The organism is Herbaspirillum rhizosphaerae, from assembly GCF_046025915.1.
In the GTDB taxonomy this organism is placed as follows: Bacteria; Pseudomonadota; Gammaproteobacteria; order Burkholderiales; family Burkholderiaceae_D; genus Herbaspirillum; species Herbaspirillum rhizosphaerae_A.
On sequence record NZ_JAQQFR010000009.1, the window covers coordinates 202184 to 216619 of the forward strand.

Here is a 14436-nt window from a genome sequence, read left to right on the forward strand (position 1 = left end):
CCATGGCGAGCAGTCCTCAAACCTATACACCGCCGCCACCGCTGACCGGTGGCAAGCTGGTGCTCGGCACCTTGTGCGTGTCGCTGGCGGTGTTCATGAACGTCCTCGATTCATCGATTGCGAACGTGGCGATCCCGACCATTTCGGGCAACCTCGGTGTCTCGATCGATGAAGGCACCTGGGTCATTACCTCCTTTGCTGCGGCCAATGCGATTTCGATTCCGCTGACCGGCTGGTTGACGCAACGTATCGGCGCCGTACGTCTGTTCGTGACGTCGGTACTGTTGTTCGTGCTGGCCTCGTGGCTATGCGGTCTGGCACCGACGCTGCCGATTTTGCTGGCCGCGCGTGTCTTGCAAGGCCTGGTCGCAGGTCCGATGGTACCGTTGTCGCAGTCGCTGCTGCTGGGGGCCTACCCCAAATCCAAGGCTTCATTCGCCCTTGCGCTATGGGGCATGACGGCGGTGGTTGCTCCCGTAGCAGGTCCCGCACTGGGCGGCTGGATTACCGATGCCTATACGTGGCCGTGGATCTTTTACATCAACATCCCGGTGGGCTTGCTGGCTGCCGGCATGACGATAGCGATCTATAAAGATCGTGAGAGTCCTACGCACAAGCTGCCGATCGACACCATCGGTCTGCTGTTGCTGATCACGTGGGTGGCGGCGTTTCAGATCATGCTGGATAAAGGCAAGGATCTCGACTGGTTCGCCTCGCCGACCATTGTGACACTGGGTATCATTGCCGCAGTGGCCTTTGCCTACTTCGTGATCTGGGAGCTGAACAACGATCACCCGGTGGTGGATTTGCGCCTGTTCGGCAGGCGTAACTTCTTCGGCGGTACGGTGGCGATTTCGATCGGCTACGGCGTGTTCTTCGGCAATCTGGTGCTGTTGCCGCAGTGGCTGCAGCAATATCTCGGCTATCGGGCGATCGACTCAGGTTTGTCGACGGCACCGCTCGGTATCTTTGCGGTGATCCTGATGCCGCTGATCGGCAAGTTCCTGCCGCGTGTGGATGCCCGCAAAGTGGCGACGGCTTCCTTTGTCTGTTTCGCACTGGTGTTCTGGCTGCGGTCGCGTTACACGCTGGAAGTCGATCAATGGACTGTCATCCTGCCGACGCTGCTGCAAGGTATTCCGACGGCGATGTTCTTCGTGCCGCTGACGGTGCTGTTGCTGTCCGGTTTGCCGCCGGAACGCATTCCTGCCGCTGCCGGTCTGTCGAGTTTCGTGCGTGTGTTCTGCGGTGCAATCGGCACTTCCGTGGCGACAACGGCCTGGAACAATCGCACCATTGTTCATCACGCGCAATTGACGGAACATGCGACGCCCTACAGCACGGCATTGCAACAGATGTTCAGCAATCTCACCGGCAATTTCGGCATGAGCACCGAGCAGGCGACCGGCCTGATCGAACGCAATCTGAATGCGCAAGCGGCAATGATCGGCATCAACGATATCTTCTGGCTGTCGGCAGTGATCTTTATCGTGATCATTCCCGTGATCTGGATCATCAAGCCGGCCAAGGGTAGTGCCGGTGCGGAGGCAGCAGCTGCTGCACACTAGTGGCACACTGATCTGCGTACCAAACGAAAAAGCGCTCGTTCCTGATAAGAACGAGCGCTTTTTTTATTACAGCGGACAGCGTCGACAGTCTGCTCAGGCCGACAAAATGCGGTGATGAAACCGCAAGTGATCTTCCATGAAGGTCGAGATGAAGTAATAGCCGTGGTCATAGCCCTCATGCCGGCGCAAGGTCAGCGGTTGCTTCGCCTGCGCGCAGGCAGCTTCAAACGCCTGAGGCAACAACTGCTGCTCCAGAAATTTGTCACCCAGTCCCTGATCAATCAGGATCCCTTGCGGGAACGGCGTCTGCAGCTGTTGCATCAGTGCGCTGGCATCGTATTGCAGCCATGCGGCCCGGTCACTGCCGAGATAATTGCCAAACGCCTTTTCGCCCCAAGGACATTGCGACGGCGCAGCAATCGGCGCGAAAGCCGACACCGAACGAAAGACATTGCGATGGCGTAACGCCAGCGTCAAGGCACCGTGGCCACCCATGGAGTGCCCGAAGATGCCCACGCGCGCCACATCCGCAGGAAACTCCGCCAACACCAGTTGCAACAACTCCTGCGCCACATACGAACCCATGCGGTAATGCTTGCTCCAAGGCTCTTGTGTTGCATCCAGATAAAACCCTGCACCGACGCCGAAATCCCATGAGTCGCTTTCGCCGGGGATACCGGCTCCACGCGGGCTGGTATCCGGCGCCACCAGCATGACGCCCAGTTCAGCCGCGACACGTTGCGCACCGCCTTTGATCATGAAGGTTTCTTCGGTACAGGTCAGACCGGCGAGATAGAACAAGACCGGCACCGGCCCTTCTTTGGCTTGCGGCGGCACAAACACCGAGAAGCGCATCGGCAGGCCGATCTCTCGCGAGTCATGCTTGTAGAAGCCCTGCACGCCGCCGAAGCAGCCGTGGTCGCTTAACAGTTCCAGCACCATCTCAGAACTCGACGACGGAACGGATCGACTCGCCGCTCTTCATCAAATCGAAACCTTCATTGATACGTTCCAGCGGCAGCTTGTGCGTGATCAGGTCGTCAATGTTGAGCTTGCCTTCCATGTACCAGTCGACGATCTTCGGCACATCGGTACGGCCGCGTGCACCGCCAAAAGCCGAGCCCTTCCAGACGCGACCGGTAACCAGTTGGAATGGACGGGTGCTGATTTCCTGCCCTGCTGCGGCCACGCCGATGATGATCGACTGGCCCCAGCCCTTGTGACAGCATTCCAGCGATTGACGCATGGTGGTGGTGTTGCCGATGCATTCGAAGCTGTAGTCGGCACCGCCGTCAGTCAGGCCGATGATGGCGTCGACCACATTGGAGACATCTTTTGGATTGATGAAGTCGGTCATGCCAAACTTGCGTGCCATCGCTTCACGGCCGGGGTTCAGATCGACGCCGATGATCTTGTTGGCGCCCACCATCTTGGCTGCCTGGATCACGTTCAGACCGATGCCGCCCAGGCCGAACACGACTACATTGGCACCCGCTTCGACTTTAGCGGTAAACAGCACAGCGCCAACGCCGGTGGTCACGCCGCAACCGATGTAGCAGACTTTGTCGAACGGCGCATCTTCACGGATCTTCGCCAGCGCGATTTCCGGCACCACGATGTAATTGGAAAACGTCGATGTGCCCATGTAATGGAACAGCGGCTTGCCGTCCAGCGAAAATCGGCTGGTCGCATCCGGCATCAGTCCGCGACCTTGCGTTGAGCGGATAGCCTGGCACAAGTTAGTCTTTTGCGAGAGGCAGAATTTGCACTCGCGGCATTCCGGGGTGTACAGCGGAATGACGTGATCATCCTTCTTCAGACTCTTGACGCCAGGACCGACATCAACCACCACGCCCGCACCTTCATGGCCGAGAATGGCAGGAAAGATGCCTTCCGGATCGGCACCCGACAACGTGTAGTAATCCGTATGGCAAATCCCGGTTGCCTTGATTTCGACCAGCACTTCGCCGGCCTTCGGGCCGCCCAGTTCGACTTCCTCAATGGTCAATGGCTTGCCTGCTTGCCAGGCGACTGCTGCTTTGGTTTTCATTTCTGTCCTTTGATCTGTTGATGGAATACTGAGATTATTTGTGCACGCCTGCGCGTCCCGCCCCGCCTTCTGTCGCACCTGCGCTTAGCCAGGCGGTGCAGATAACTGGTCGGACCGGTATTGAAAGCTGCTTGAAGGGCCGTATTATCGCATTGCCACAAAGAATTCGCAGGCGCAAAAGAGAAGCACTCTCATCTATCTTTGAATCTTTTCATGAATTCCCCGTAAGCCCCTCATCCCCTATAAACAGCAGCGAACTTCCCGAGGTGAATACAATCCGAACTGTTAATTTGTTAGGAGGATGACAAAGAGCATTGCATACGGTATGGTTGATCCCATAGCAAGCAATTCATAGAAGAAACAAAATTTGTACGACTTGCAAGCGCCCTTCGCAAGGCAAAAAGAACAGCGCGAAGGGATCAGATGTTCTGAATGGTTGGCTGACGCAACAGAATTCACTATCGCCACATGGGAAAAGGGAAAAAGCCAGGAAGAGCAACCAGCACGCTACGAACTCTGTTTTTCTTCGTCGCATTCGTTATTGCGGTCATCAGTGCCCAGACATGGTGGGAAGTCCGGCAGGATCGTCAGTTAACCATCGACTCGGAAATGAGCAGTTCGATGGTTGCCGTACGCAGCGTGGAAGAGCACGCCGAGCGAATACTTGTCGACGTCGACCGCATGCTGAACTCCGCGGCAGTATCTATTCAGATCGCCGACCAGCATATCCTCGAAGACGACGTTGCCCTGTATGAATTGCTGGTGCGCGAAAAACAGGTCTTACCTCCTGTGCAAGTGCTGCGTTTTGTCGATCTGACTGGCGTCAGCCGTGCCAGTTCTTCACGCGTGGGCGCTACCGAAATCGAGCTCAGCGATCTGCAATTACGCCAAGTCGATGCCAATCCCGCCAAACCTGGCTACTTTGTCGGCCAGCTCATCAAGAGCCCCGGCAACCAGGAACTGATCCTGCCGATCGCACGCAACCTGTACATACGCGGCCAGCATGTCGGCATGATCGTGGCCGAACTCAAAGTCAACTACTTCTTCGATTTTTACAAACGCATCACCAATTACAAGGCCATCGTCTCGCTGCGCAAGCTCGACGGTTCGCTGATGATACGGTCCCCGTTCGAACCGACCTGGATCGACAGGAGCCTGCGTGACGCCAAGAGCATGATCAACATCCGCAACGGCGCTGATGAAGGTGCGTTCGCGGAGCATTCCATATTGACCGGCGAGTATCTGCTCTTCACCTACAAGAAGATCCCGGATTCGCCGATGGTGGCCGTGTATTCGCGCCGCATGGACGACGTACTCATGCCCTGGAAGAGCCGCACGCTTAACCGTATTCTTCTGTCGGTCGGCATCAGCGGATTCATCCTGCTGGCGCTGGTCGCGTTCATCATCTATTACAACTACAAGCAAAAACTGGACGACGCGCTGACTGAAAGCGAACATCGCTACCGGCAACTCTACGACGACGGCAACGACCCTATCGTACTGATCAGCCAAGACATGCTTTATATCGACTGCAATGCTGCGGCAGTCAGATTCTTCGGAGTCGCGGACAAACAACGCATCATCGGCAAGAAAGTCGGCCTGTTCTCACGTCAGAGCGCACTTCAATTGCAACAGCCGGACATTATGGCGCTCATCGAAAAAGCCATTGCCGGCGAACCGCAACAATTTGAATGGGTCACGATACGGCGTCACAAAATCATCTACACCGACGTCACCATCAACCGCACTGAACTCGACAAAGGCTATGCGATCTTTGCAATCCTGCGCGATATCAGCGCACGCAAACGCGCCGAACTGCTGCAGACCACGCAAAATCGCATCCTCCATCTGGTCATGACCGATGCCGATCTGGAAGACATTCTCAAAGAAATCGTGCAGTTTGCCGATTCACAGATTCCGCAAAGCGTCTGCTCCATCCTGATGCTCAACGACGAAGCCTCGTACTTCGCCGCGATCTTTACGTCCCGCTTGTCGGAACGCATGCGCGTCGGTTATCTGGGCATGCCGATCGCGCACGGCAACGGCGCCAGTAGCGAAGCAGTCATCACGCGCATGCCATATGTTGTCGGCGACATCCTGGCTGACCCGGTCATGGAGAATGCACGGCAATTCATCAACCTGGAAGAATTCCCCTCCTGCGGCTCCTGGCCCATCGTCGGCAAGGAAGGCCAGGTATTGGGGGTATTTTCGGCGCTGCTTAAAGAGCATGGCTTACCTGCCAGTGAATACCTGCATCTGGCCGGTGTGGTTGCCGATCTGGCCAGCGTCGCCATCGAAAGCCGCAAGGCCGAAGACCGTATCCGTCATCTGGCCCACTACGACGAACTGACCGGCCTGCCGAATCGTTTCCTGTGCACGCAACACATCAGCAATGCCATCGCCCATGCGGAGCACCGCGGCGGACAGGTTGCAGTATTTCTGATGGATCTGGATCGCTTCAAAAATATCAACGATACCTTCGGCCATGAAACCGGCGAAGCCTTGCTGCGAGAAATCGCCATCCGCTTCCGCAATTGCCTCCGCGAACTCGACATCCTGGCACGCGTCGGCGGCGACGAATTCATCGTTCTGGTTGACGACTACGAAGACCCGCTGCAACTCGGCGAAATCGCGCAAAAGCTCCTGACTGAAGCACGCAAGCCCTTCGACATCAGCGGCCACGAATGCCAACTCAGCACAAGCATCGGCATCGCCACTTATCCGACCGACGGCCCCAACGCGCAGACACTGATCAAGAACGCCGACATTGCCATGTACCGCGCCAAACACAAAGGCAAGGACGATTACCGCTTTTATTCGGATGAGGTCAACACGCACACCATCGAACGTATTGCGCTTGAAACCGAACTGCGCCGCGCCATCGAACGCAAGGAATTCGTCGTCCACTATCAACCCAAGGTCGATCTCAAGAGTTCGCGCATCGTCGGCGCCGAAGCCCTCGTGCGTTGGCAGCATCCGGTACGCGGCCTGTTGCCACCGGGCGAGTTTATCGGGCTGGCGGAAGAAGCCGGACTCATCGATCAGATCGGCTTGCAAGTTCTGGATCGCGCCTGCGTCGATATCGACTCATTGAACAGGCTTGGTCTGGCGTTTGGCCGCATTGCCATCAACCTCGCCGGCAGTCAGTTCAATGACGACAATCTGCTGGCCGATATCCAGCGCGTGGTGCAATCGCGCGGCGTGTCTTCTGCAAGCCTGGAATTCGAAATCACCGAGAGCATGGTGATGCACAACCGCGAGCAAGCCATCGCCATCATGGACGGCATCCGCGCGCTGGGCTTCACGATTTCCATCGACGACTTTGGCACCGGCTACTCTTCCCTCGCCTATCTGAAGCGTTTCCCGGTCGACAACGTCAAGATCGACAGATCTTTTATTACTGACATCCCCCACGACGCCAACGGCAGCGCCATCGTCCAGGCCATCATTGCCATGGCCCATGCGCTCAACCTCAAGGTGGTCACTGAAGGGGTGGAAACGGAAGTCCAGTTGAAAGCCTTGCAAGTATTCGGCTCGGATGAATATCAGGGCTATTTCTTCAGCCGGCCGATACCGCATGCGGCTTTCGTTCAGATGCTGCAGCAGCACGCACAACCTAAGCTGTAGTTTCGGCACTCTCTGCATAAAACTCTTATTGCATGTACATTGCCAATGTCATTCGCGCACCGCATAAGCAAATAGGAATATTGTTGCACCTGAATCAACAAGTACTCTTAGAATAAGCGCCTGATTTACATCATTTTTACAGGGAGTTGTGATGGCATTGTCTTTCAAGAAAAAATTGCTCAGCCTGGCCTTCAGCGGCATCGCCGCCACCGTCGCGCTGCCTCTGACTGCGCATTCCGTCGCAGCCGCCGAACTCAAGATCGGTCTGTTTGCCGACGTGTCCACACTCGATCCCCATTTCAACAATATCGCCCCGAACATCTCACTGTCGTCGCACTTGTTTGACGCGCTGGTCAATGTCGATGCCACCGGCAAACTGATCCCCGGTCTCGCCATATCGTGGAAAGCCATTGATCCGACCACCTGGGAATTCAAGCTGCGCCGCGGCGTCAAGTTCCATGACGGTTCCGATTTCACCGCGGAAGATGTCGTCTTTTCGCTGGATCGTCCGGCCACGCTGACCAACAGCCCCGGCCCGTTCACCAGCTATACCAAGCAGATCGTCGCTAAAGAAATCGTCGATCCGTACACCGTGCGCCTGAAGACAGCGACACCATACGGCCCGCTGGCGCTGGATGTGAGCACCATTTTCATCGTCTCAAAGAAGGCGGCGCAAAACGCGACCACTGAAGACTTCAACAGCGGCAAAGCATTGATCGGTACCGGTCCGTTCAAGTTCGGCAGCTTCAAACGCGGCGACAGCATTGAACTGGTGCGCAACGACAGCTATTGGGGCGGCAAGGCCGACTGGGACAAAGTCACCTTCCGTATCCTGACCTCAGACGGCGCGCGTCTGGCTGCATTGCTGGCAGGCGAAGTCGATGCCATCGACAGTGTCCCGCCGGCAGACGTGCCTAAGCTGAAAACCAATCCAAAGTTCGAACTGGTGCAACGTACCTCGTGGCGCACGATTTTCTGGACACTGGATCAGTCGCGCGACAAGACGCCTGATATCACTGACAAGTCCGGCAAACCATTGGACAAGAACCCGCTGAAGGACATCCGTGTTCGTCAGGCGATCTCCAAGGCAATCAACCGCCAGGCGCTTACCGAGCGCACACTGGAAGGCCTCGGAACACCGGCATCGAATATCGTCGCACCGGGCATCCTCGGTTACGCCGACAACCTGAAGGTCGAGAAATACGATCCTGAAGGCGCCAAGAAGCTGCTGGCGGCTGCCGGTTATCCGAATGGTTTTGCGCTGACGCTGCATGGCCCGAACAATCGCTACATCAACGATGAGCGCGTGGTCCAAACTGTCGCGCAATTTCTGAGCCGCGTCGGCATCCAGACCAAGGTCGAAACCTTCCCGCTGTCGGTCTACTTCGGTAAAGCACGCAATGGCGACTTTAGCGTTTCCCTGTTGGGCTGGGGCACGCTGGCAGGCGATTTCGGTCTGCGTACATTAGTCGGCACGACAGATGCGAGCACCGGCTGGGGTTCGTGGAACTGGGGTAAGTACAGCAATCCTCAAGTCGACAAACTGGTGCAGTCCTCGCTGGCCTCCGTGGATGAGAAGCAGCGTCAGGAATTCGCCAAGCAGGCGGCAACCGTGGCACTGACTGACTATGCCGTGATCCCGCTGCATCACCAGTACGCAACATGGGCTGTGCGCAAGGGCATCAAGTACACCCCGCGTATTGACGAATTCACCTTTGCACATCAGTTCCATCCGCAATAACACGATAAACGCAGCATTCGCCTCATGACGTAAAAAAGGCCTGCCGGCATTCTGCCGCAGGCCTTTTTTCTTGGTCGCTGTAATATCCTGATCGAAATAACGACCAATGGTTATTTTCCAACTTGCGCCACTTTGCTGATTGACTGACCGAAAGTATCAAAATGAAAAAAAACCTCTTCCTCAAAGTACTATCCTCACTCCTGCTCTGCACCGGCTTGTCGACTATCCACCCCGCACAGGCTCAGCAAACCGGTGACATCGTGGAACTCCCTCTGATCTCCGGCTGGTATGAGGGCAAGGTCGTGCGCTACGTCACCACCGACGTGTCCGATAAGAAGGCTGCGGCCGAGATGGGCGCCAACTACGTGCCGCGACTGGCCAATGCCATCAACCAGCAACGCCAGCCGGGGCAACCGGGTGCTGTAGAGCGTATCTATTCGTTTGTGAATTTCAAGCAAGGTGGCGTGTTGCCGTCGCTGCCGTCGCCGACCGGCTCAAACAACGAGAACGTCAATTATTCGCCGCTATGGCAAGTCCACAAGGTCAGCTGGCTACCTGGAAAACAGCCGCGTGTATTGAAATCGGAAGAAGAAGTGCTGGCGGCGGAAGAAGCCGGCCAGGTCAGCATTGAAAAAACCAACCTGATCGTCAATTGCCCGGTGGTATTTTCGGCAGAAGGCGGCACACTGCCCAACATCCGCATCCACCTCGCCAATCAGGATCCTGAACCCTGAGCACCAAACGTTTTTCGTTCTATTTTTTGTCGGCGGGCGCGAGCCTGTCGACATGGTAGAGCTGCGGGAAAAAGCGTATCCACAGCCCCACCACCACCAGCGTGCCAATGCCGCCGATCAGTACTGCCGGTATCGCGCCAAACCATGCCGCCGTCAGTCCGGATTCAAATTCACCAAGCTGATTTGACGTCCCGATGAAGACCGAATTGACTGCACTCACGCGGCCACGCATTTCGTCCGGCGTCTCCAACTGCACAAAAGTCGACCGCACCACTACGCTGATCATGTCGGAAGCGCCCAGCACCACCAGCGCCAGCAACGACACGACAAAGGAATGCGACAAGCCGAACACAATCGTCGCACAACCAAAAATAGCGACGGCGATGAACATCGTGCGACCAATACGCCCCCTCAGCGGATTGCGCGCCAGAAAAAGGGCTACCGACAAAGCACCTACCGCAGGCGCGGAGCGCAGCAACCCAAGGCCGACAGAATTGGTATGCAGAATGTCGTGGGCATACACCGGCAATAAGGCCGTGGCACCACCCAGCAACACCGCAAACAGGTCGAGAGAAATCGCGCCAAAGATCGCCGGCTTGCTGCGAATGTAAGCGATACCGGCAAACACCGATTTGAGCGTCGCGTTTTCACGTTTTGACGGAGGCGTCTCGACCTTGATCAGCGACACCAGCACACTGCAAAGGATGAACATGGCGCAACTGGTGATGTAGACCACCGATGGCCCCGCCACGTAAAGGAAACCACCCAGCGCCGGCCCAACGATGATTGCCACCTGTGTCGCCGATGCAGATCCGGCAACAGCACGCGGCAACAGCGATGGCGGCATCAAGGTCGGCAGCATGGCCGACATTGTCGGCTTGCTGAATGCCCTGCCCGCCCCGATCACGAAGACGATCGCAAAAATCGTTTCTTTGTTCAGCCAGCCGCCGATGCTACCCGCAGCAAGAAGACCGGCAGCAATCGCCTCCACCAGAATACTGAAACGCGCCACCTGGCGACGATCATGACGGTCGGCGACGTGGCCGACGATGAACACCAGAAACAGCGAAGGAATGAACTGCACCAGCCCGACAATACCGAGATCAAAAGCGCTGTGCGTCAATTGATAGACTTGCCATCCCACGGCGACAATTTGCATTTGCAGGGCAATTGTCGAAGCCACGCTTGCCAGCCAAAACAAACAAAAAGAGCGGTGGTGTAACAGTTGTTCCGGAGCGATGGAGGCGGTCATTGGCGGGGAAATATTCTTATGCGGTGAGAGGCGCTGCGCGAAGTTTCACGCGCGGATATACTACTTTATTTCCCGCACGCCGTCTGTCAGCCTTCCGAAAGGATTCACCCATGCAATACCGCCCTCTTGGCCGCACCAATATCAACGTCAGCCTGATCACACTCGGCACCATGACCTGGGGCGAACAAAACACCGAGGCCGAAGCGCACTCGCAGCTTGACTACGCCACCGAGCGCGGTATCAACCTGATCGATGTCGCCGAAATGTATCCGGTGCCGCCCAAGGCCGAAACCCAGGGCCTGAGCGAACGTTATATCGGCACCTGGCTCAAAAAATCCGGCAAGCGCGATCAATTGCTGATCGCCACCAAAGCGACCGGCCCGGCACGCAAGCCGCACAACCCGCGCCACGTTCGCGGCGGCATCAATAACTTCGACCGCAAGGGTCTGACTGAGGCACTCAACGGCAGCCTGGAACGCCTGCAACTCGACCACGTCGACCTGTACCAACTGCACTGGCCGGATCGCAGCGTCAACAGCTTCGGCCAGCTAAACTATTCGCATATTGCCAACGAAGATACCGTCGCCATTGATGAAACACTGCGCATCCTGTCCGAGTTCGTCAAAGCCGGCAAGATCCGCCACATCGGCCTGTCCAACGAAACCTCGTGGGGCGTGGCGCAATTCCTGCGTGCCGCCGAGAAGTTTGATCTGGAGCGTATCGTCACCATCCAGAATCCGTACAACCTGCTCAATCGCGGTTTCGAAATCAACCTGGCTGAATTCGCCCATCGCGAACAGGTCGGCTTGCTGGCCTACTCACCGCTGGCTTTCGGCATGCTGTCCGGCAAATACGAAAACGGCGCGCGTCCGGCCGCCGGTCGCCTGACCCTGTTCGAACGTTTCACCCGCTACACCAACCCGCAAGCCGAAGCAGCAACCAAGGCCTATGTCGCTCTGGCGCGTAAGCATGGCATCGACCCGGCACAGATGGCACTGGCTTATGTCAGCAGCCGTCCTTTTGTCACGTCCAACATCATCGGCGCGACCACAATGGATCAACTGCGCAGCAACATCGACAGTCTGTCGGTGCAACTGTCGCCGGAAATCATTGAGCAAATCGACGCGATCCACAAGACGCAGCCGAATCCAGCGCCCTGATCCACGATGAGAAAAACAAAACCCCCACCGGTTTACGCCGGTGGGGGTTTTATTGGCGTGATCGCAAATAAGGTAAATTACTTCGCGCCCAAGGTTGCGGTCTCTTTATAAATTTCCTGGATCAGATCCTTGCCTACGCGCGACTCCATCGACTTGTGCACCGGCAGCAGCGCTTTACGCCATTCGGCTTTTTCGGCGTCGGTCAGATAGTAGACCTTGGTCTTGCCGGAAGCCTTGATCGCCGCCAGCGCATCTTCATTCTCTTGCTGCGCAATCGCGTTGGCGTAACGTGTTGCATCCTTCATTGCCGACTCAAGCTGGGTGCGGATGTCGGCAGGCAGATTGTCCCAGAACTTCTTGTTCACAATCACAGCATAGCCGATGTAGCCGTGATCGGACACCGTCAATTGCGACTGCACTTCGTACACTTTCTGAGTATAGATATTGGAGGGCGTATTCTCGCTGCCGTCGACCACACCGGTCTGCATGGCCTGATATACCTCGGAGAAGGCAAGCACCTGCGGATTGGCTTTCAAGGCACGGAACTGCTCATCCAATACCTTGGATGACTGGATGCGCATCTTCAGACCACGGAAGTCATCAACCTTATGCAAAGGCTTGTTGGCAGTCATGACCTTCATGCCATTATCCCAATACGCCAACCCCTTGATACCCTTGCTTTCCAGTTTTTTGAATAGTCCCTGCCCGATCGGACCTTCGGTGATACGCGCCAGCACCGCGCGGTTCGGGAAAATATAGGGTAAGTCGAATACTTCATATTCCTTCACGCCCAGCGGACCGAACTTGGCCAGCGATGGCGCCAGCATTTGCACTGCGCCGAGCTGTAGCGCTTCCAGCTCCTCCTTGTCCTTGTAGAGTTGGCTATTGGGATAGACCTCCACCTTAACGCGGCCTTTGGTGCGCTCTTCCGCCAGTTGCTTGAAGCGTTCGGCGCCCTTGCCTTTTGGCGTGTTGTTCGCCACGACGTGGCTGAACTTGATCACGATAGGTTGCTGCGCCAGCGCAGGCATCGCCTGCACTGCCAGTGCCAGAACAACCGCCATCGTTGCAGCGGTGAATATTTTTTTCATCATTCCTTGTCTCCTCGTTGTACCTCAAAAAACAATCAGATCGCGTAATCCTTCCCCCGAAGCCAGACGGTCAAAGCCGCTGTTAATGTCAGACAGGGCCAGACGCTGCCCCATCAATTTGTTGACCGGCAGCCGTCCGCTTTGATACAGGCCGATATAGCGCGGAATATCGCGCACCGGCACGCAAGAGCCGATGTAGCTGCCTTTGACGGTGCGCTCTTCCGCCACCAGGCTGACTTGTTGCAAGGCCCATTTCTGATCCGGCGCGGGCAAGCCGGCAGTCACCGTCATGCCGCCGCGACGTGTCATCCGGTAGGCTGCTTCCATGGCTTGCACTGAACCGGCCATCTCAAAGGCGTAGTCGACGCCGCCCTTGGTCAGCGCCCTGACCTTTTCCACAGCGTCGGGATCGCGTGCATTGACGGTTGCCGTTGCACCCAACGACTTCGCCAACTCCAGCTTGCTGTCGTGCAGGTCAATTGCAATCACTTCACGCGCGCCGGAAGCCAGTGCGCCCAACATGGCGCACAGGCCAACGCCGCCCAGGCCGAGCACGGCTGCGGTGGTTCCGGCTTTGACTTCGGCGGTGTTGACTGCGGCGCCGACACCGGTCAATACGGCACAACCAAACAAGGCTGCTTCAATCGGATCGATATCAGCTTCGATCTTGACGCAGGAGCGGCGTGACACCACCGCGTGATCTGCGAATGCCGATACGCCGAGGTGGTGGTTGACGACTTTGTTCTGCCCGCGCAAGCGCATCGCGCCGGATAGGAGTTGGCCTTTAGTATTAGCTTCCGCCCCAGGCTCGCACAACGCCGGGCGTCCCTCCATGCACGGCATGCAATGCCCACAGCTGGGCACAAACACCAGCACGACCAGATCGCCGGGACGCAGATCGCTAACGCCTGCACCAACCTCAACAACTTCGCCGGAAGCCTCATGCCCCAGCGCCATCGGCATCGGGCGAGGACGTGCACCGGTAATGACCGACAAATCGGAATGGCACAAGCCCGCCGCGCGCATCCTGATCAGCACTTCGCCTGGCCCCGGCGCATCGAGATCCAGTTCTTCAATCCGCAGCGGCCGGCTGCTGGCAAAAGGTTCGACCGTGGTCATTTCTCGTAATACTGCGGCTTGGATCTTCATGTCTGTCTCCTGTTTCGGATGATGCGTTTATAGTCGGATGGGATTGGGTTGCAAATTGAGTAGT

Annotated in this window: 10 protein-coding genes; 5 read left to right on the top strand and 5 right to left on the bottom strand. The window is 56.8% G+C overall.

The genetic code is table 11. The features are described from left to right. Window positions 1-2 precede the first annotated feature (2 nt). The gene (locus tag PQR63_RS15220; RefSeq protein WP_094564066.1) at window positions 3-1568 is read left to right on the top strand and encodes a DHA2 family efflux MFS transporter permease subunit; all 1566 of its coding nucleotides are present in this window, start codon (window positions 3-5) and stop codon (window positions 1566-1568) included. Window positions 1569-1661: 93 nt separating this feature from the next. Here the strand turns inward: PQR63_RS15220 and fghA are convergent, their stop codons facing one another. Both fghA and PQR63_RS15230 read right to left on the bottom strand, forming a co-directional pair. Further along, entirely contained in the window at window positions 1662-2507 is an 846-nt protein-coding gene (fghA, locus tag PQR63_RS15225; protein ID WP_408168893.1) for an S-formylglutathione hydrolase, read from the bottom strand. Between the two features lie 4 nt (window positions 2508-2511). After that, window positions 2512-3618, bottom strand: a complete 1107-nt coding sequence (locus PQR63_RS15230) for an S-(hydroxymethyl)glutathione dehydrogenase/class III alcohol dehydrogenase (protein ID WP_116433896.1) — start codon at window positions 3616-3618, stop codon at window positions 2512-2514. A gap of 609 nt (window positions 3619-4227) precedes the next feature. On the opposite strand from PQR63_RS15230, the gene PQR63_RS15235 reads away from it, so the two are divergent. The 3 genes from PQR63_RS15235 to PQR63_RS15245 all read left to right on the top strand — a co-directional run bounded on the left by PQR63_RS15235 (window position 4228) and on the right by PQR63_RS15245 (window position 9720). Further along, entirely contained in the window at window positions 4228-7245 is a 3018-nt protein-coding gene (locus PQR63_RS15235) for a bifunctional diguanylate cyclase/phosphodiesterase (RefSeq protein WP_408168845.1), read from the top strand. Between the two features lie 151 nt (window positions 7246-7396). After that, window positions 7397-8986: an ABC transporter substrate-binding protein gene (locus PQR63_RS15240; RefSeq protein ID WP_408168846.1), complete on the top strand. Its 1590-nt coding sequence runs from the start codon at window positions 7397-7399 to the stop codon at window positions 8984-8986. 161 nt (window positions 8987-9147) lie between these two features. Next, complete coding sequence (locus tag PQR63_RS15245) at window positions 9148-9720, top strand: DUF7482 domain-containing protein (protein WP_408168847.1); 573 nt, start codon at window positions 9148-9150, stop codon at window positions 9718-9720. A gap of 19 nt (window positions 9721-9739) precedes the next feature. On the opposite strand, the gene PQR63_RS15250 is transcribed toward PQR63_RS15245, so the two are convergent. Then, window positions 9740-10972 (bottom strand): MFS transporter, encoded by a 1233-nt coding sequence (locus tag PQR63_RS15250; RefSeq protein WP_408168848.1) that lies wholly within the window; start codon window positions 10970-10972, stop codon window positions 9740-9742. A gap of 110 nt (window positions 10973-11082) precedes the next feature. Between PQR63_RS15250 and PQR63_RS15255 the strand changes: the two genes are divergently transcribed. Further along, the gene (locus PQR63_RS15255) at window positions 11083-12132 is read left to right on the top strand and encodes an NADP(H)-dependent aldo-keto reductase (RefSeq protein ID WP_408168849.1); all 1050 of its coding nucleotides are present in this window, start codon (window positions 11083-11085) and stop codon (window positions 12130-12132) included. Window positions 12133-12209: 77 nt separating this feature from the next. On the opposite strand, the gene PQR63_RS15260 is transcribed toward PQR63_RS15255, so the two are convergent. Together PQR63_RS15260 and PQR63_RS15265 are read right to left on the bottom strand one after the other, a co-directional pair. Beyond that, complete coding sequence (locus tag PQR63_RS15260; protein ID WP_408168850.1) at window positions 12210-13226, bottom strand: TRAP transporter substrate-binding protein; 1017 nt, start codon at window positions 13224-13226, stop codon at window positions 12210-12212. 21 nt (window positions 13227-13247) lie between these two features. Beyond that, a complete protein-coding gene (locus PQR63_RS15265) occupies window positions 13248-14372 on the bottom strand; it encodes a zinc-dependent alcohol dehydrogenase family protein (RefSeq protein WP_408168851.1) in 1125 nt (374 codons plus the stop codon). Window positions 14373-14436: the final 64 nt, after the last annotated feature.